The 17451-nt window shown below is 70.7% G+C and carries 18 protein-coding genes and 1 tRNA gene; 12 read left to right on the top strand and 7 right to left on the bottom strand.

The genetic code is table 11. The annotated features are described in order from the left end of the window. Positions 1-7 precede the first annotated feature (7 nt). From gabT to ACSJDX_RS02845, 11 genes are all read left to right on the top strand, one after another. Positions 8-1366: a 4-aminobutyrate--2-oxoglutarate transaminase gene (gabT, locus tag ACSJDX_RS02895; protein ID WP_438354087.1), complete on the top strand. Its 1359-nt coding sequence runs from the start codon at positions 8-10 to the stop codon at positions 1364-1366. 153 nt (positions 1367-1519) lie between these two features. Beyond that, a complete protein-coding gene (locus tag ACSJDX_RS02890; protein ID WP_438354086.1) occupies positions 1520-2875 on the top strand; it encodes a flavin monoamine oxidase family protein in 1356 nt (451 codons plus the stop codon). Beyond that, positions 2872-3756 carry a universal stress protein gene (locus ACSJDX_RS02885; protein WP_438354085.1) on the top strand — a complete coding sequence of 295 codons (885 nt, stop codon included), beginning with the start codon at positions 2872-2874 and terminating at the stop codon, positions 3754-3756. Before ACSJDX_RS02890 ends, ACSJDX_RS02885 begins: the two co-directional genes overlap by 4 nt. Beyond that, positions 3753-5315, top strand: a complete 1563-nt coding sequence (locus tag ACSJDX_RS02880; RefSeq protein ID WP_438354084.1) for an APC family permease — start codon at positions 3753-3755, stop codon at positions 5313-5315. The genes ACSJDX_RS02885 and ACSJDX_RS02880 overlap by 4 nt, the downstream gene beginning before the upstream one ends. Positions 5316-5346: 31 nt before the next feature. After that, positions 5347-6711 (top strand): NAD-dependent succinate-semialdehyde dehydrogenase, encoded by a 1365-nt coding sequence (locus tag ACSJDX_RS02875; RefSeq protein WP_438354083.1) that lies wholly within the window; start codon positions 5347-5349, stop codon positions 6709-6711. Between the two features lie 162 nt (positions 6712-6873). Then, positions 6874-6946, top strand: a tRNA-Trp gene (locus tag ACSJDX_RS02870). 73 nt (positions 6947-7019) lie between these two features. Continuing rightward, positions 7020-7295 (top strand): preprotein translocase subunit SecE, encoded by a 276-nt coding sequence (gene secE, locus ACSJDX_RS02865; protein ID WP_438354082.1) that lies wholly within the window; start codon positions 7020-7022, stop codon positions 7293-7295. A 59-nt stretch (positions 7296-7354) separates the two neighbouring features. Further along, entirely contained in the window at positions 7355-8479 is a 1125-nt protein-coding gene (gene nusG, locus ACSJDX_RS02860) for a transcription termination/antitermination protein NusG (protein ID WP_438354081.1), read from the top strand. A gap of 105 nt (positions 8480-8584) precedes the next feature. After that, positions 8585-9016, top strand: a complete 432-nt coding sequence (rplK, locus tag ACSJDX_RS02855; protein ID WP_438354080.1) for a 50S ribosomal protein L11 — start codon at positions 8585-8587, stop codon at positions 9014-9016. 14 nt (positions 9017-9030) lie between these two features. Continuing rightward, the gene (rplA, locus tag ACSJDX_RS02850; RefSeq protein ID WP_438354079.1) at positions 9031-9723 is read left to right on the top strand and encodes a 50S ribosomal protein L1; all 693 of its coding nucleotides are present in this window, start codon (positions 9031-9033) and stop codon (positions 9721-9723) included. Between the two features lie 82 nt (positions 9724-9805). Next, the gene (locus ACSJDX_RS02845) at positions 9806-10843 is read left to right on the top strand and encodes an NAD(P)H-dependent flavin oxidoreductase (RefSeq protein ID WP_438354078.1); all 1038 of its coding nucleotides are present in this window, start codon (positions 9806-9808) and stop codon (positions 10841-10843) included. A 12-nt stretch (positions 10844-10855) separates the two neighbouring features. On the opposite strand, the gene ACSJDX_RS02840 is transcribed toward ACSJDX_RS02845, so the two are convergent. Both ACSJDX_RS02840 and ACSJDX_RS02835 read right to left on the bottom strand, forming a co-directional pair. Continuing rightward, positions 10856-11134, bottom strand: a complete 279-nt coding sequence (locus ACSJDX_RS02840; protein WP_438354077.1) for an acylphosphatase — start codon at positions 11132-11134, stop codon at positions 10856-10858. A 26-nt stretch (positions 11135-11160) separates the two neighbouring features. Then, on the bottom strand, positions 11161-11817 hold the full coding sequence (locus ACSJDX_RS02835; RefSeq protein WP_438354076.1) for a LysE/ArgO family amino acid transporter: 657 nt from the start codon (positions 11815-11817) through the stop codon (positions 11161-11163). Between the two features lie 72 nt (positions 11818-11889). On the opposite strand from ACSJDX_RS02835, the gene ACSJDX_RS02830 reads away from it, so the two are divergent. Then, a complete protein-coding gene (locus tag ACSJDX_RS02830) occupies positions 11890-12795 on the top strand; it encodes a LysR family transcriptional regulator ArgP (RefSeq protein WP_438354075.1) in 906 nt (301 codons plus the stop codon). Between the two features lie 28 nt (positions 12796-12823). Here the strand turns inward: ACSJDX_RS02830 and ACSJDX_RS02825 are convergent, their stop codons facing one another. The 5 genes from ACSJDX_RS02825 to ACSJDX_RS02805 form a co-directional block, all read right to left on the bottom strand. Continuing rightward, on the bottom strand, positions 12824-13855 hold the full coding sequence (locus ACSJDX_RS02825) for an NADP-dependent oxidoreductase (protein WP_438354074.1): 1032 nt from the start codon (positions 13853-13855) through the stop codon (positions 12824-12826). Between the two features lie 135 nt (positions 13856-13990). Next, positions 13991-14473 (bottom strand): MarR family winged helix-turn-helix transcriptional regulator, encoded by a 483-nt coding sequence (locus ACSJDX_RS02820; protein ID WP_438354073.1) that lies wholly within the window; start codon positions 14471-14473, stop codon positions 13991-13993. Positions 14474-14486: 13 nt separating this feature from the next. Continuing rightward, positions 14487-16175, bottom strand: coding sequence for an MDR family MFS transporter (locus tag ACSJDX_RS02815; RefSeq protein ID WP_438354920.1), 1689 nt, complete (start codon positions 16173-16175; stop codon positions 14487-14489). A 176-nt stretch (positions 16176-16351) separates the two neighbouring features. Continuing rightward, positions 16352-16744 carry a barstar family protein gene (locus ACSJDX_RS02810; RefSeq protein WP_438354072.1) on the bottom strand — a complete coding sequence of 131 codons (393 nt, stop codon included), beginning with the start codon at positions 16742-16744 and terminating at the stop codon, positions 16352-16354. Between the two features lie 19 nt (positions 16745-16763). Continuing rightward, positions 16764-17435 carry a YqaJ viral recombinase family protein gene (locus ACSJDX_RS02805; RefSeq protein WP_438354071.1) on the bottom strand — a complete coding sequence of 224 codons (672 nt, stop codon included), beginning with the start codon at positions 17433-17435 and terminating at the stop codon, positions 16764-16766. Positions 17436-17451 lie beyond the last annotated feature (16 nt).

Genomic DNA, 17451 nt, shown 5'->3' with positions numbered 1-17451 from the left:
CCCCAGCATGAGCGCTCTCGACACCCTCACCGCGCCGCCCGTCGGCGGCCCCTCGCTCCCGCAGGAGCGCCGCCTCACCACCGCCATCCCCGGCCCCCGTTCACAGGAGCTGCTGGCCCGCAAGGCATCGGCGGTCGCCGCCGGTGTGGGGCACACCGTTCCGGTGCACGCCGTCGCCGCCGGCGGGGGCGTCGTGGTCGACGCCGACGGCAACTCGCTCATCGACCTCGGATCGGGCATCGCGGTGACCACCGTCGGAAACGCCCACCCCAAGATCGTCGAGGCCGTGCAGGCCCAGGTCGCGCAGTTCACGCACACCTGCTTCATGATCTCGCCGTACGAGTCCTACGTGGAGGTCGCCGAGGCGCTCAACCGCGTCACCCCGGGCGACCACGAGAAGAAGACGGCGCTGTTCAACTCGGGCGCCGAGGCGGTCGAGAACGCGATCAAGGTCGCGCGCAAGTTCACCAAGCGCCAGGCGGTCGTCGCCTTCGACCACGCGTACCACGGCCGCACCAACCTCACCATGGCGCTGACGGCCAAGAGCATGCCCTACAAGAGCGGCTTCGGACCCTTCGCGTCGGAGATCTACCGCGTGCCGGCGTCGTACCCGTACCGCGACGGCCTGAGCGGAGCGGATGCCGCCGCGAAGGCGATCTCGCTGATCGAGAAGCAGATCGGCGCCGACAACCTGGCCGCCGTCATCATCGAGCCCATCCAGGGCGAGGGCGGATTCATCGTCCCGGCCGACGGCTTCCTCGAGGCGATCGTGGAGTGGTGCCGTGCGAACGGCGTCGTCTTCATCGCCGACGAGGTGCAGACCGGCTTCGCCCGCACCGGCACGATGTTCGCCAGCGAGCAGTTCGGCATCGTCCCCGATCTCATCACCACCGCGAAGGGCATCGCCGGCGGCCTGCCGCTGGCCGGCGTCACCGGCCGCGCCGAGATCATGGACGCCTCGCACACCGGCGGCCTGGGCGGCACGTACGGCGGCAACCCGATCGCGTGCGCCGCGGCGGTCGCCGCGATCGACGTGTTCGAGAACGACGGACTCGCCGAGCGCGCGGTCGAGGTCGGCCGCGTGCTGGTCGACCGGCTCACGGCACTCCAGGCCTCCGATCCCCGCATCGGCGACATCCGCGGCCGCGGCGCCATGATCGCCGCCGAGTTCATCGACCCGGTCACCGGCGAGCCCGACGCCGCCCTCGCCGGCGCGGTCGCGAAGGCATCGACCGCCGAGGGCGTCATCGTCCTCACGTGCGGCACCTACGGCAACGTCATCCGCTTCCTGCCGCCGCTGTCGATCGGCGACGAGCTGCTGAACGAGGGACTGGACGTGGTCGCCGCCGCGCTGGCGGCCTCCTGAGCACGGGGCATCCGCTCGCCGTCCTGCGCGCGACGCACCGGGGGGGTGGCGCAGGGGCGGACGAGCGGATGCCTCGCCCCGCCGGTGCCGTGCGCACCGGACGCACGACCGAAACATCGACCCGATAGCCTCACGAAGAAGTAAGGGGAAGACATGCCCGAGATCACCCGAGACGTCGTCATCGTCGGAGCCGGCGCCGCCGGTCTCACCGCCGCCAACCAGCTGAAGAAGGCCGGGCTCTCCGTCGCCGTTCTCGAGGCGCGCGACCGCGTCGGCGGGCGGCTGTGGACCGACGAGATCGACGGCGCCATGCTCGAGATCGGCGGCCAGTGGGTCTCGCCCGACCAGCACGCGCTCATCGACACCGTCGCCGAGCTGGGCCTGGAGACCTTCAGCCGCTACCGCGAGGGCGACAGCGTCTACGTCGGTCCGGACGGCCAGGTGCACCGCTTCACCGGCGAGATGTTCCCCGTCTCGCCCGAGACCGAGAAGGCGATCGCCGAGGTCACCGCGCGCCTGGACGCGATGGTCGCCGAGATCGACCCCGACCGCCCCTGGGCACACCCGAATGCCGAGGAGTGGGACCGCATCACGTGGGACGCGTGGCTGCGCACGCAGACCGACGACGACGAGGCGGTGCGCAACCTCGCCTTCGCGACCGGCTCGGCCATGCTCACCAAGCCGACGCACTCCTTCTCCCTCCTGCAGTCGCTGCTCATGGCGTCGTCCGCGGGCTCGTACTCGAACCTCGTCGACGCCGACTTCATCCTCGACAAGCGCGTCGTCGGCGGGCTGCAGCAGGTGCCCCTGCTGCTGGCCGAGCGCCTCGGCGACGACGTCTTCCTCGAGCAGCCCGTGCGCACGCTGCACTGGGGCGACGACGGCGTCACCGCGATCGCCGACGGTATGACCGTGCGGGCCCGCTCCGCGATCCTGGCGCTCGCTCCGGTCCTGTACGACCGGATCTCGTTCGTGCCCTCTCTCCCGCGGCTGCAGCACCAGATGCACCAGCACCTCTCGATGGGCTTCGTCATCAAGGTGCATGCCGTCTACGACACCCCGTTCTGGCGCGCCGACGGACTCTCGGCCACCGCGTTCAGCCCGTACGAGCTCGTCCACGAGGCGTACGACAACACCAACCACGGCGACGAGCGGGGCACCCTGGTGGGCTTCGTGTCCGACCAGAACGCCGACGACCTCTTCCGGCTGACCGCCGAGGAGCGCAAGGAGCGCATCCTCGAGTCGCTGTCGCACTACTACGGCCCCGAGGCGAAGAACACGGTCGTCTACTACGAGAGCGACTGGGGCACCGAGGAGTGGACCCGCGGCGCGTATGCCGCGAGCTTCGACATGGGCGGCCTGCACCGCTACGGCGCCGACCTGCGCACCCCCGTCGGCCCGATCCACTTCGCCTGCAGCGACCTCGCCGGCGCCGGCTACCAGCACGTCGACGGCGCGATCCGCATGGGCCGCCTCGCCGCGCAGAACATCCTCGAGGCGCGGGGATGACGGGTCGTATCGTCGTCGGCTACACCGCGACGACGGCGGGCGCCGACGCCGTGGCGGTCGGGGCGCGCCTGGCCGAGGCATCCGGATCCGAGCTGCACCTCGTCGTGGTGCTGCCCGCCGATGAGCGCTCGGTGATCACTCCGCCGGACGCGAGCTACGACCGCTACCTGCGAGATCGTGCGGGGGAGTGGCTGAGCGAGGCCGAGCAGACGCTGACGGATGCCGTGACCCGGCGTTCGCACGTGCGATCGGCCGAGTCGTTCGCCGAGGGGCTCGTGGCCGTGGCCGACGAACTCGAGGCCACGCACATCGTGATCGGTGCGGCCGGCGGCGGCCTCCGCGGCCGGCACCGGCTGGGGAGCGTGGCACAGGAGCTGCTGCACTCTTCGGATGTGCCCGTGGTGCTCGCTCCGCAGGGCGCGGCCGAGGCCGATCCCTCGGTCGGGATCACGCGGCTGACCGCCGCGGTGGGCACGCGCCCGGGCGCCGAGGCGCTGTTCGACGAGACGATCACCCTGGCGACCGCGACCGGCGCCGAGGTGCGGCTGCTCTCGCTCGTCACGGTCGACCTGCCGGCCTCGGTCGACACGGGCGTGATCCGCATCGCCGGAGCCGCCCACGCCGACGAGGTGCTCGCGCAGGCGCGCGCCGCCCTGCCCGACGGGATCGAGGCCGACGCCGTCGTCGCGCGCGGCGAGTCCATCGAGGACGCCGTGGTCGACCTCGACTGGCAGCCCGGCGAGCTGGCGATCGTCGGCTCGAGCCGCCTCGCTCAGCCCCGCCGCCTGTTCCTCGGCTCGACGGCGGCGAAGATGCTGCACGAGCTGCCCGTCCCGATGATCGTCGTCCCGCGCACCCGCAAGGAAGGACTGCAGCCATGAGCGCACCCGAAGGCGCGGCCGCGCCGCTCGCACCGGCCGGCGGCGAGGATGCCGGCGGCATCTCGAAGAAGGGGCTGAGCGCCGGCACCGTCGGGCTCATCGGCGCGGTCGTCATCGGCATCTCGTGCATCGCGCCCGCCTACACGTTCACGGCGGCCATCGGCCCGACCGTGGGCGCCGTCGGCGTGCAGGTGCCCGCGATCATCCTCGTGGGCTTCATCCCGATGCTCCTGGTCGCCTTCGGCTACCGCGAGCTCAACAACCGGATGCCCGACTCGGGCACCTCCTTCACGTGGGCGGCCCGCGCGTTCGGCCCCTGGATCGGCTGGATGGCCGGATGGGGGCTGGTCGCGGCGACCGTGATCGTGCTGTCGAACCTCGCCGGCATCGCGGTCGACTTCCTGTTCCTGCTGATCTCGCAGCTCACCGGCAACCCCGACATCGCGAATCTCACCTCGGAGATCTGGATCAACATCGCGGTCTGCCTGCTGTTCGTGCTCGGCGCGACCTACGTGTCGTACCGGGACATGCAGACGACGCAGAAGCTGCAGTACGTGCTCGTCGGCTTCCAGGTCGTCGTGCTGCTGCTGTTCGCGATCGTCGCGATCGTGCAGGTGAACAACGGCAACGCGTTCGATGCCACCCCGTTCGACTGGTCGTGGTTCAATCCGTTCGCCGTGACGTCGTTCAGCTCCTTCGCCGCGGGGCTCTCGCTGTCGATCTTCATCTTCTGGGGCTGGGACGTCACGCTCACGATGAACGAGGAGACGAAGGATCCGGAGAAGACGCCGGGTCGGGCCGCGACCATCACCGTGGTCACGATCGTCGCCCTGTACCTGCTGCTCGCGGTCGCCATGATCATGTACGCCGGCACCGGCGACGGCGAGTTCGGCCTGGGCAATCCCGACATCCAGGACAACGCGTTCTTCGCGCTCGCCGGCCCGATCCTGGGCCCGCTCGCGGCGCTCGTGTCGCTCGCGGTGCTGACCTCGTCGGCGTCATCGCTGCAGTCCACGTTCGTCGGACCCGCCCGCACGCTCCTCGCGATGGGGCACTACGGAGCCCTCCCGCCGAAGTTCGCGAAGGTCAGCCCCCGGTTCTTCACTCCCGGATACGCGACGATCGTCTCGGCCATCGTGGCGGCGGGCTTCTACGCGATCATGCGGGTCGTGAGCACCAACGTGCTCTCCGACACGATCCTCACCCTCGGCATCATGATCTGCTTCTACTACGGGCTGACCGCGTTCGCGTGCGTCTGGTACTTCCGCAAGCAGTGGTTCGACTCGGTGCGGAACGTGTTCTTCACGTTCCTCTTCCCGCTCATGGGCGGGGTGATCCTCGCGGTGCTGTTCGTCACCACCCTCACCGACAGCATGAGCCCCGACTACGGCAGCGGCTCCGAGATCGGCGGCGTCGGGCTCGTGTTCATCCTCGGCGTCACGATCATCGTCGTGGGCATCGTGATCATGATCTGGCAGGCCGTCAAGCGGCCCGCGTTCTTCAAGGGCGAGACGCTGTCGGTCGACGCGCCGCCGAGCCTCCGCCGCACCCGCCGGTGACGGCATCCACTCTCAACCGATCGGAGAAAGCATGAGCGACTACGCCGTCGTCAACCCCGCCACCGGACAGACCCTGGCCACCTACCCGACCCTCACCGACGCGGAGGTCGCCGAGAAGATCGACACCGCGGATGCCGCGTTCCGCGCCTGGCGGGACACGCCGGTCGCCGAGCGCGCCGCGCTCGTGCGGCGCGCGGCCGAGCTGCACCGGGAGCGCCGCGAGGCCCTTGCGGAGATCATCGTGCGCGAGATGGGCAAGCCGCTGGCCGCAGCCCTCGGCGAGGTCGACTTCGCCGCCGACATCACGGAGTTCTACGCGGATCACGCGGAGGAGATCACGAAGGACCGCCCGCTCGAGATCCTCGGCGACGGCACCGCGGTCATCCGTCGTGCGCCGCTGGGCGTGCTGCTGGGCATCATGCCGTGGAACTTCCCCTACTACCAGGTCGCCCGATTCGCGGCGCCCAACCTCGTGCTGGGCAACACCATCCTCCTCAAGCACGCGCCGCAGTGCCCCGAGTCGTCGGCGGCGATCGAGGAGATCTACCGGGATGCCGGGCTCCCCGTCGGCGCCTACCTCAACCTGTACGCCACCAACGACCAGTCGGCCACGATCATCGCCGACCCGCGGGTGCAGGGCGTGTCGGTGACCGGCTCCGAGCGGGCCGGCGCGGCGGTGGCGGAGATCGCCGGGCGCAACCTGAAGAAGGTCGCCCTCGAGCTCGGCGGGTCGGACCCGTTCATCCTGCTGTCCACCGACGACCTCGACGGCGCCGTGCAGGCGGCCGCCGACGCGCGTCTGGACAACACGGGTCAGTCGTGCAACGCCGCGAAGCGCTTCGTCGTCGTGGCGGACCTGTACGAGGAGTTCCTGGAGAAGTTCACCGCGACGATGAGCGGCGCCGTCGTCGGCGACCCGATGGACGACGACACCGTGCTCGGCCCGCTCTCCTCCCTCACCGCCGCCGAGCGGCTGCAGGAGCAGGTCGACCGTGCGGTCGCCCAGGGGGCGCGCCTCGTGACGGGAGGCACCCGCGACGGTGCGTTCTTCCCTGGAACGGTGCTCGCCGACGTCACCCCCGAGATGGACGCGTATCGCGAGGAGTTCTTCGGACCCGTCGGCGTGGTCTACCGCGTGGCCGACGAGGACGCCGCGGTCGATCTCGCCAACGACACCGGCTTCGGACTCGGCTCGTACATCTTCACGACCGACCCCGCCCAGGCCGACCGCGTCGCCGACCGGATCGAGGCGGGCATGGTGTACGTCAACCTCGTGCTCGCCGACTCGCCCGAGCTGCCCTTCGGCGGCGTCAAGCGCAGCGGCACGGGCCGGGAGATGGGCCTGCTGGCCGCCGACGAGTTCGTCAACAAGAAGCTCATCCGCGTCGGCGCCTGACCCGAGCTGAGCCCGGCGGGAGTTCGCCGGGCTCAGACCCATGCCGTACACTGGATGGAGCAGGTTGAAGTCTGCATTCTTTTGCCGTGCCCGGGTTCTCGGGCAGTATCCGAAGATCAGGTCACGGCGTGGAGTGCGGGCACCCGGGGTCGTCAGACCTCTAGGGCGGTAGCTCAATTGGCAGAGCAGCGGTCTCCAAAACCGCAGGTTGCAGGTTCGATTCCTGTCCGCCCTGCGCGCACAGCGCTCGCGTTGTGCACACTCGCGTCAGCCGAAAGCTGACCATGAAAGGTACTCAGGTGGGTTCGATGGTCCAGGATGAGCCGGCGGGCGACGTCGTCGCGAAGAGCGACGCTCCGCGCGAGAAGAAGCCGAACTTCTTCGCGCGCATCGCCATCTTCATCCGCCAGGTCTTCGCCGAACTCCGCAAGGTCGTCACGCCGACGCGTCAGGAGCTGCTGAAGTTCACGGCCGTCGTCCTCGGATTCGTGGTCGTCATGATGGCGATCGTGTACGGCCTGGATGTCCTGTTCGTCTGGCTCACCACCATCGTGTTCGGTGTGCCGGGTACCCCGACCCCCTGAGCCTGAACGAGGCGGAACGACGCGACATGCCGTCCCGCCACCGACGGAAGTGATCACACGTGACCGAAAGATATGTCGACGACGCCGATTGGGCGACCGCCGCAGAGCAGTCCTCCGAGGACGACGAGGCCCAGGAGGGCAACGTCCTCGCGGGCGAGGAGCGCTCCGTCGAGCCGGCCGAGCACGTCGCTCTGCACGTCGTGGACGAGGACGGCGACGACGAGGATGACTCCGACCTGGACGACATCGACATCGACGACCCGGAGGCCGACGCGATCGTGAACGACGCACTGCACATCGACGAGACGACCGAGGCCGAGGCCGCGGCCGAGGTGCTCACCGAGTCCCTCGCCGACGAGGAGGCCGAGTACGCGGCCGACCACGCCGGCGACGTGACCCCCTATGACGGTCCCGACATCAACGGCGACGACGACGAGCCCGTCCTCGACGCGGACTTCACCGCAGAGGTGGATGCCGCGGCATCCGTCGTCGACGCGGTCGAGGCATCCGTCGACCCGGCCGACGCGGCCGAAGCGCCCGTCGACCTGGACGAGGACGAGGACGCCGACCCGTACGACGCGTTCCGCACGGAGCTGCGCGCCCTGCCGGGCAAGTGGTACGTCATCCACTCCTACGCCGGATTCGAGCGCAAGGTGAAGGCCAACATCGAGCAGCGCAAGTCGACGCTCGAGGTCGAGGACGACATCTTCCAGGTCGAGGTCCCGATGGAGGACGTCGTCGAGATCAAGAACGGCCAGCGCAAGATGGTCACCCGCGTGCGCATCCCCGGCTACGTGCTGGTGCGCATGGACCTCAACGAGGACACCTGGTCGGTCGTGCGCCACACGCCCGGCGTCACGGGCTTCGTGGGCAACGCCCACAACCCCACGCCGCTGCGCTTCGAGGAGGCCTTCAACATGCTGAAGAGCCTCGTCGAGGTGAAGGAGGCCGCACCCGCCAAGGCCGGTTCCGGCAAGGGCTCCGCCCAGCCGGTGCGCAGCGTCGTCACCGAGGTCGACTTCGAGGTCGGCGAGACGATCACGATCAAGGAGGGCTCGTTCGCGGGTCTCCCCGGTTCGATCAGCGAGATCAAGCCCGAGAGCGGGAAGCTCACCGTGCTCGTCTCCCTGTTCGAGCGCGAGACCCCGGTCGAGCTGTCGTTCGACCAGGTCACCAAGCAGTAATCCAGGCTTCCCGGGTATCGTCCCGGGGGAACCGCTGCCGGGAGATGCCCGGCGTGCGGGAGAACGGGATGCCGCGAGGCATCCGTTCGACGAAAGGAAACAGATATGGCACCCAAGAAGAAGGTGACCGGCCTGATCAAGCTCCAGATCAAGGCCGGAGCCGCCAACCCGGCGCCGCCGATCGGCCCCGCGCTCGGTCAGCACGGCGTCAACATCATGGAGTTCTGCAAGGCGTACAACGCGGCGACCGAGGCCCAGCGCGGCAACGTCATCCCCGTCGAGATCACCGTCTACGAGGACCGCAGCTTCACGTTCATCCTGAAGACGCCTCCGGCAGCCGAGCTCATCAAGAAGGCCGCCGGCCTGCAGAAGGGCTCGCCGACGCCGCACACGACCAAGGTGGGCAAGCTCACCCAGGCGCAGGTGCGCGAGATCGCCGAGCAGAAGCAGCCCGACCTGAACGCGAACGACATCGACGCCGCGGCGAAGATCATCGCGGGCACCGCTCGTTCCATGGGCATCACGGTCGAAGGCTGAGGGGGATAACAGACATGGCTACCAAGTCCAAGGCCTACCAGGCCGCCGCCGCCAAGATCGAGGCGGACAAGTTCTACACCTCCACCGAGGCCGTCGGCCTCGCCAAGGAGACCGGTTCGGCGAAGTTCGACTCGACCGTCGAGGTCGCGCTCAAGCTCGCCGTCGACCCGCGCAAGGCCGACCAGATGGTGCGCGGCACCGTCATGCTGCCGCACGGCACCGGCAAGACCGCCCGCGTGATCGTGTTCGCGACGGGTCCGGCCGCCGAGGCCGCGATCGCCGCGGGCGCCGATGAGGTCGGCGGCGCCGAGCTCATCCAGAAGGTCGCCGAGGGCTGGACCGCATTCGACGCGGCCGTCTCGACGCCCGAGCTCATGGGCCAGGTCGGCCGTCTCGGCAAGGTGCTCGGCCCCCGCGGCCTGATGCCGAACCCGAAGACCGGCACCGTGACCCCCAACCCGGCCAAGGCCGTCGAGGAGATCAAGGGCGGAAAGATCGAGTTCCGCGTCGACAAGCACGCCAACGTCCACTTCGTGGTCGGCAAGGCGTCGTTCACGCAGGAGCAGCTCGACGAGAACTTCAAGGCCGCTCTCGAGGAGATCGTCCGTCTGAAGCCGTCCAGCTCGAAGGGCCGCTACATCCAGAAGGGTGCGGTGTCGACCACGTTCGGCCCCGGCATCCCGCTGGACGTCAACGCCCTCGCCTGAGTCCGCGATACGCCCGTCCGAAAGGCCCCCGCTCCGCGGGGGCCTTTCGTCGTCGCGCCGTCTCCGGGAGTAGCGTGGGCAGGTGCTCACGGACACCCTCGGAATCGATGCGCCCATCCTCCTCGGCCCGTTCGGCGGGCTCTCATCCGTCGCCCTCACCGCTGCGGTGAGCGACGCGGGCGGGCTCGGCGGGTTCGGACTCTACGGCTACGGCGCCGATCGCATCCGCGAGGCGGTCGCGCAGCCGCGCGCGGCGACGAGGCATCCGTTCGCTCTCAACCTCTGGGTTCCCACCGGAGACGAGGTGACGCCCGCCGAGATCGACCTCGCGCCGTTCCTCAACGCCCTGGAGCCGCTGTTCGCCGATGCGGGCGTCACCGTCCCCGAGCCGCCGGCCGCCTTCCTGCCTCCCTTCGAGGAGCAGCTGGAGGCGGTGTGGGATGCCGCGCCCGCCGTGCTGAGCGTCGTGTTCGGTGTGCCGGCGGCCGCCGTGGTCGAGGAGGCGCATCGCCGGGGCATCCGGGTCGTGGGCACGGCGACCACCGTGGCGGAGGCCGTCGCCCTGGAGGCCGGGGGCGTGGACGCGGTCGTGGCCAGCGGCGCCGAGGCGGGCGGTCACCGCATCTCGTTCCTCGCGCCCGCGGAGCGATCGCTCGTGGGGACGTTCGCGCTCGTGCCGCAGGTGGCCGACGCCGTGGGGATCCCCGTGATCGCCGCCGGCGGTATCGCCGACCGCCGCGGGGTGGCGGCGGCGCTGGCACTGGGGGCGTCGGGCGTGCAGGTGGGGTCGGCGTTCCTCCGCACCCGGCAGTCGGCGGCGACCGACGCCCATCGCGCCGCGCTGAGGTCGGCTCGCGACGGTGACACGGTGCTCACCCGGGCGATGAGCGGTCGGCTGGCGCGCGGCATCCCGAACCGGGCGCTGCGCGAGATCGAGACCTCGGGCATGATCGCCCCGTTCCCCGCGCAGAATTGGATGACCGGGGTGTTCCGGGCCGCGGCGACGCGCGGCGGCGACGGTGAGCTGCTCTCGCTGTGGGCGGGACAGTCCGCCGGGATCGGATCCCGCGACGACGCGCTCGAGGTCTTCGCCGAGCTGGCCGCGGGTCTTCCCGCCTGACCGCCGTCGGGCTCAGGGTGCGGTGTCGCGCACCTCGAAGCCGGCTTCGCCGAGCGGGGCGAGCTCGGTGACGGTCGCGGCGTCGACCCGGGAGCCGGGCGGTCCCTCGGCCATCCACGCGAGCACGGCGTCGACGGTGTCGGGCGCGCCCTCCACCTCGGCCTCCACGGTCCCGTCGCCACGGTTGCGCACCCACCCGGCCGCGCCGATCTCCCGGGCGACCATGCGGGCGGTGTAGCGGTAGCCCACACCCTGCACCGAGCCTCTGACGATCACGTGCACGCGTCTCATGCCCCCATCGTGCCTCAGGGCGAGGCTCAATGCGGAAGGACGAGACTGACCGCGAGCCCGATCATGACGACCGCGATGATCCCGTCGAGGATCCGCCAGGCGGGCGGCGTCTGCAGCCACCGGCTGAGATAGCGGGCGCCGACCGCGAGGCCGAAGAACCACACCACGCTCGCCACGACCGCGCCGGCGGCGAACCACCATCGCCCGTCGCCGTGCGTATTGGCCACCGTGCCCAGCAGGAACACCGTGTCGAGATAGACGTGCGGGTTCAGCCATGTCAGTGCGAGGCACGTCAGCAGCACCGGCGCCAGGCGCGTGCGGGTGACGGTGACAGCGATCGGGCCGGGTGCCGCGGCATCCGTCCCCTGCCCGTCGCCCCCCGCTCCCAGCACCTGCCCGCTCGGCCGCCACGCCCGTCGCGCGGCGAGCAGGCCGTAGACGAGGAGGAACGCGGCGCCGGCCCAGCGGACGGCGTCGATCAGCCACGGCACCGCGTGCAGGACGAGACCCACACCCGAGACGCCCAGCACGATGAGCGCGGCGTCCGAGACGGCGCAGATCGTCGCGACGGCGACCACGTGCTCGCGGCGCAGTCCCTGCCGCAGCACGAAAAGGTTCTGCGCGCCGATCGCGACGATGAGGGAGAAGCCGAGGCCGAGACCGGCGAGGACGGAGGCGAGCACTCCATCGACGGTAGTGAGCACCTCACCTGCAGTCCAGCTTGCGATCCTTCACATGCATTAGCCTGACTGTCGATGCGCATCCCGCTCGAGCTGGCCGAGACCCTCGCCGCCGTCGTCGACGAGGGCACGATGGATGCCGCCGCCCGCGCCCTGCGGATCACCCCGTCCGCCGTGAGCCAGCGCATCAAGACGCTCGAGCAGCTGGTGGGTCGCGTGCTGCTCGTGCGCGCGAAGCCGGCGCGCCCGACCTCGGAGGGCGCGGCGATCGTGCGGATGGCGCGGCAGGCGGCGCTGATCGAGCACGATGCGCTCGCGGCGCTGGGGGCCGAGAGCGCCGACGCGCCGGTGCGCGTCGAGGTCTCGCTCGCCGTCAACGCCGACTCCCTCGCGACGTGGTTCCTCACGCCGCTCGCGCGGCTGAGCACGGCTCACCCCGTGGTGTTCGACCTGCACCGCGACGACCAGGAGTACACCGCCGGGCTGCTGGAGTCGGGCACCGTGATGGCCGCGGTGACCTCGCGCGCGACGCCGGTGGCCGGATGCCGCGTCCGCACGCTGGGCGCGATGCGGTACGACGCGGTCGCCACGCCCGACTTCGTCGAGCGGTGGCTGCGCGGCGGCCCCACCCCGTCGGCACTCGCCGCCGCTCCGCTGGTCGACTTCGATCGTCGCGACGATCTGCAGACCCGGTGGCTGCGCGCGCACGGCGTCGATCCGGCCGCGCCGCCCCGGCACCGCATCCCCGCGTCATCGGATTTCGCCGCGGCGGTGCGCGCCGGGCTCGGATGGGGGATGCTGCCCGTCCCGCAGGCGCATCGCGCCCTCGCCGACGGGGCGCTCGTGTCCCTGGGCGGCACGCCGATCGACGTGCCCCTCCACTGGCAGCAGTGGAACCTGCGCTCGGCGCTGCTGGACGCCGTCGCCGACGAGATCGTCGCCGAAGGGCGCCGGGTGCTGCGCGCCGCGTCCGGCCCCTGAGCCGTCCGACGGGTCGACGGTCGCGCGCTCAGTCGTCGCTGACGCGCAGCACGATCTTGCCGCGCGTGTGCCCCCGCTCGAGCTCGGTGTGCGCGGCGGCGGCCTCGTCGAGGTCGAAGACGCGATCGACGTAGACCTGCACCGCGCCCGAGTCCAGCAGCCGTGCGATCGTGGCGAGCGTGCCGCCGTCCGGCGTCACCTTGTACGACGTCGCCCGCACGCCGGCGGCGGCGGCCTCCTCGGCGTACCCGGGCGAGGCGCCGGTGGGCACGACGGCGATCAGTCCTCCCGGTCGCAGCACCGACAGCGAGCGCGAGCCCGTGGCATCCGCCGCGTTGCCGACCAGGTCGATCACCACGTCCTGCGGCGAGACGACGTCCTCGAACCGGGTCGTGGTGCGGTCGATCACGACCGAGGCGCCCAGCTCACGGAGCCACGCGGCGTTGCGCCCGGAGGAGGTCGTGGTGACGTGGGCGCCGAAGTACGCCGCGAACTGCACCGCGAAGTGGCCGACTCCACCGCTGCCGGCGTGGATCAGCATCCGCTGTCCTTCGTGGGCGTGCGCCGTCTCCACCACCAGTCCCCACGCGGTGAGCGCTGCCAGCGGCACTCCGGCGGCCTCGACGTGCGACAGCGCGGCCGGCTTGCGCGCGAGCGACAGGGTGGGCATGACGACGTACTCGGCGTATGCGCCGCCGGTGCGCGGGAAGGAGGTCATGCCGAACACGGCGGTACCCGGAGGGAACGGATGCGCCTCGTACGGCGCCTCGACGACGATGCCGCTCACGTCGAACCCGAGCGCAGCCGGGAACCGCTCGATGGCCGTGGAGACACCCCGCCCGGCACGGGTCTTGGCATCGATGGGGTTGACGCCCGCGGCCACGACGCGCACGAGCACCTCGCTGAGCACAGGGGCGGGCACCGGCAGCTCGGCGGGATGCAGGGCGTCGGCGGCTCCGGTCGCGTCGATCACGGCGGCGCGCATCGTCTGCGGAGGTGCGGACACCTCGGCGGGCGGGGGGAGGCGGGTGGCGGACGAGCGCATCGGGCGGGTCGTCATGTCGGACTCCTTCCGCACGTGCCGTCGTCGGCGCGCGCTCCTGGCCGGAACCCCAGTCAAGCGCGGCTTCGTCTCGCCCGTGTTACGCGCGTGCTTCGACGCCGTCAATCCTGAGCGGGCGGATCAGGCTGTCGGTCACCGCGGAGCGGATGCCTCGCCGCCGGGTGTGATCCCGGACGTGAGGGCGTGCAGCAGCCGGCCGAGGCTGAGGATGTCGTCGACCCTCCAGTCGTCCAGCGCGCGCAGCAAGCTGTCCTCCTGCGGCTCGCGTGCGGCGGCCAGCCGCCGTACGCCCTCTTCGGTGGGCGACAGGATGCTGGAGCGGCCGTCGCGAGGATCGCGGGTGCGCTCGATGAGCCCGAGGTCCTCCAATTCGCGCACGGTGCGGGAGATCTGCCCCTTGTCGGCCATCAGTGCCTCGGCGAGCGCGGACTGGGTGATCCGCTCGCGCTGGGCGATCGTGGTGAACACCTTGTAGGCGCCGGGCAGCAGCCCGGGGCTGACGCGCTCGGCGTTGACCGAGATGACGCGGCGCACGTGGTTCAGCAGCTCGCTGAACTCGGCCTCGAGGGCGCGCACCGCCTCGGTGCGCGCCTCTCGGGTCTCGGTGGTGCTCATCGTGGGATCGACCTTACCGGCGAACGCCGGAGGTGCCGGTGGCGGCGTCCGCGAGGTCGCCGGGCGAGGCATCCGTCTGCTCCGCGTCGACCGTGCGCACGGCACCGGTCGCCGTCAGCACCCCCATGCCCTCGGGCACGGAGACGGTCGCGAGGTCGGCCTCGCCGGCCTGCAGCCGCTCGCTCGTGGTCATCGTGGTCAGCGGCTTGTTGGGCAGGAACACGATGGCCAGCAGGCTGAGCACCGCGAACGGCACGGCGATCAGGAACGAGTGCGCGATACCGGTGGCGTAGACGTCCTCGAAGATGACGCGCAATGCATCGGGCATGAGGCGCACCTCGGGCAGCGAGCCCGACTGCAGCTGCGCGACCCAGGTCTGCGCCTGGTCGCCGAGGCTCATGATCGCGGTCTGGATCTCGGTGGCGCGGTCGCCGAGCTGCCCCGTGACGCTGGAGGCCAGAGCGGCTCCCATCACCGAGACGCCGATCGTGCCGCCGAGACTGCGGAAGAACGTGACGCCGGAGCTGGCGACCCCGATCTCGGTGGGCTTGGAGGTGTTCTGCACCACGAGCACGAGGTTCTGCATCGTCATGCCGACGCCGGCGCCGAGCAGGAACATGTAGACCGAGACGACGGCGAAGTTCGTGTCGTAGTGGATGGTCGACAGCAGGAACGCCCCCGCGATGAGCAGCACCGAGCCCACGATGAGGTAGGGCTTCCACTTGCCGAAGCGGGTGATGACGGCGCCGACCCCGATCGAGGCGAGCAGCAGGCCGGCGATCATCGGGATCGTCATGAGGCCTGCCTCGGTGGGTGTGGCGCCCCGGGCGGACTGCATGTACTGGCTCAGGAAGACCGAGGCGCCGAACATGGCGATGCCGGTCGCGATCGAGGCCACCACGGCGAGCGAGAAGGTGCGGTTGCGGAACAGCGTGAGCGGCACGAGCGGCTCCTTGACGCGCAGCTCGACGACCACGAACAGGATCGCGGCGAGCACGGCGCCACCGACCATCAGCACGGTGTTGATGCTCCACCAGTCGAACGACGATCCGGCCAGGGTGACCCAGATCAGGAGCAGGGAGACGGCGGCCGACAGCAGCACGATGCCGAGATAGTCGATCGACACTTTGCGACGGGCGACGGCGGGCACCTGGAGGGTGCGCTGCACGATGATGAGCGCGGCGATCGCGAAGGGGAGTGCGACGTAGAAGTTCCAGCGCCAGCCCCACGCGTCGGTGATGACGCCGCCCAGGAGCGGTCCGCCGACGGTGGCCACGGCCATCACGGCGCCGAACAGGCCCATGTAGCGACCGCGCTCGCGCGGGCTGATGATGTCGGCCATCAGCACCTGGCTCAGGGCGGCGAGGCCGCCGGCGCCGAGCCCCTGCACGGCGCGGAACGCGATGAGCATCTCGGCGTTCTGCGAGAAGCCGGCCGCAGCGGTGGCCAGCACGAAGATCGCGATGGCGAGCTGGAACAGCACCTTGCGGTTGGTGAGGTCGGCGAGCTTGCCCCAGATGGGGGTGGAGATCGCCGTGGTGAGCAGCGTCGCCGTGACCACCCAGGTGAAGGAGGTCTGGGTGCCGTTCAGGTCGTGGATGATGACCGGGAGCGACGACGAGACGACGGTCGAGGCGAGCATCGAGACGAACATGCCCAGCAGCAGGCCGGACAGGGCCTCGAGCACGCGGCGGTGCGTCATCTTCGGCTTCTCGGAGGCGAGCGCGGCGGTGTGCGCGGCGGTGTGCGCAGGCTCGACGGATGGGGTGGCCATGGTGCGGCTTTCTCTTGCGGGACGAAGCGCGACGACGATGGCGCGATAGTTGATCTGGATCAACTATACCCAGATGGTTGATCGGTGTCAACCATCGGCAGGTGTTAGGCGAGCCGCAGATCTATCTCGGGGTGGGCGGCGAAAACGTCGAGCACGAGATCGAAGTAGATCGGTCCGCGGCCCGCCTCCGCCTCGGCGAGCAGAGGAGTGAACCGTCTGGCATCGAACACGTCGGGGCGCGCCACCTTCTCGCGGTAGTACGCGATCGTGGCCGCGCGGCCGAGCGCACGACGGGAGGCCGCAGCATCCGTCCACACGACCTGGACCGGTTCGGTGGCCGTCGCCAGCTCGCCGAAACCGCCGTAGAGCAGGTCGTCGAGCGCGTCGAGGCTCGCACCGAGCGTCCATTCCTCGTCGGGCATGAGCACGCGGTCCAGCTCGGCATACAGCGACGGGATGTCTCGCACGGCGGTGCCGTCGAGGGTGAACGTCGTCATCGCCGGCGCGGTCGCGCCGTCAGTCCGCGAGGGCGAGGGCGCGGTACGGCTGTCGGAGTCGGGCGGGCTGCGGCATCCGCTCGATCCGTTCCTGCAGCGGCACCTGCTGGCCCGTCGTGCGCCGGTAGAGCTCGTCGATCAGCGCGGTGGCGAGATGCACGAGCCGGCCGATCTCGGCCTCGTCGCGGTCGATCCACGCGCAGCGGGGCTCGTCGCGCACCGGCACGAACTCGTCGTGCTGCTCCCAGGCGACGAGCGTGCGCTCGGCGCCGAGCACGTGCTGCTGCCACCAGATCTGCCGCAGATACGTGCGCGGGATGCTGCGCCACGCCTTGTTCGTCGTCTTGATCTCGCACAGGGTGATGCGCCCGTCGCCGGCGACCGCGACCCCGTCGGGGGTGGCGAGGTGGCGCTTCTCGACCTCGGCGTGGAAGAGGGCCGAGGAAGGCTGGATGCCGTGGGTGGCGGCGACCCACGCGGCGATCTCGGGCTCGCGCAGGCGTCCGTGCGCGGTGTAGGCGTTGCCGGAGAACCCGGAGCCCAGGAGCTTCGCATCGGCGGCACGGGCGATCGCGCGCTCGCTGGTGAGGGTGGCGACGTCGGTGGCCGTGATCCCGCGCGACCGCGCCCGCACCCAGGCCACCCGATCGCGGGAGTCCGCGACGATGCGGGCGGCGAGTTCGGGGGTCACCGTTCGAGGCTAACCC

Origin of the sequence: Microbacterium fluminis, assembly GCF_051549805.1 — a bacterium.
In the GTDB taxonomy this organism is placed as follows: domain Bacteria; phylum Actinomycetota; class Actinomycetes; order Actinomycetales; family Microbacteriaceae; genus Microbacterium.
The sequence above is the reverse complement of the archived record's forward strand: the minus strand, read 5'-3'. Positions and strand labels throughout refer to the sequence as shown.

Coding starts and splice junctions, on each gene's coding strand:
- gabT (WP_438354087.1), top strand. CDS start 8: ATGAGCGCTCTCGACACCCTCACCGCGCCGCCCGTCGGCGGCCCCTCG.
- ACSJDX_RS02890 (WP_438354086.1), top strand. CDS start 1,520: ATGCCCGAGATCACCCGAGACGTCGTCATCGTCGGAGCCGGCGCCGCC.
- ACSJDX_RS02885 (WP_438354085.1), top strand. CDS start 2,872: ATGACGGGTCGTATCGTCGTCGGCTACACCGCGACGACGGCGGGCGCC.
- ACSJDX_RS02880 (WP_438354084.1), top strand. CDS start 3,753: ATGAGCGCACCCGAAGGCGCGGCCGCGCCGCTCGCACCGGCCGGCGGC.
- ACSJDX_RS02875 (WP_438354083.1), top strand. CDS start 5,347: ATGAGCGACTACGCCGTCGTCAACCCCGCCACCGGACAGACCCTGGCC.
- secE (WP_438354082.1), top strand. CDS start 7,020: ATGGTCCAGGATGAGCCGGCGGGCGACGTCGTCGCGAAGAGCGACGCT.
- rplK (WP_438354080.1), top strand. CDS start 8,585: ATGGCACCCAAGAAGAAGGTGACCGGCCTGATCAAGCTCCAGATCAAG.
- rplA (WP_438354079.1), top strand. CDS start 9,031: ATGGCTACCAAGTCCAAGGCCTACCAGGCCGCCGCCGCCAAGATCGAG.
- ACSJDX_RS02840 (WP_438354077.1), bottom strand. CDS start 11,134: ATGAGACGCGTGCACGTGATCGTCAGAGGCTCGGTGCAGGGTGTGGGC.
- ACSJDX_RS02830 (WP_438354075.1), top strand. CDS start 11,890: ATGCGCATCCCGCTCGAGCTGGCCGAGACCCTCGCCGCCGTCGTCGAC.
- ACSJDX_RS02825 (WP_438354074.1), bottom strand. CDS start 13,855: ATGACGACCCGCCCGATGCGCTCGTCCGCCACCCGCCTCCCCCCGCCC.
- ACSJDX_RS02820 (WP_438354073.1), bottom strand. CDS start 14,473: ATGAGCACCACCGAGACCCGAGAGGCGCGCACCGAGGCGGTGCGCGCC.
- ACSJDX_RS02815 (WP_438354920.1), bottom strand. CDS start 16,175: ATGACGCACCGCCGCGTGCTCGAGGCCCTGTCCGGCCTGCTGCTGGGC.
- ACSJDX_RS02810 (WP_438354072.1), bottom strand. CDS start 16,744: ATGACGACGTTCACCCTCGACGGCACCGCCGTGCGAGACATCCCGTCG.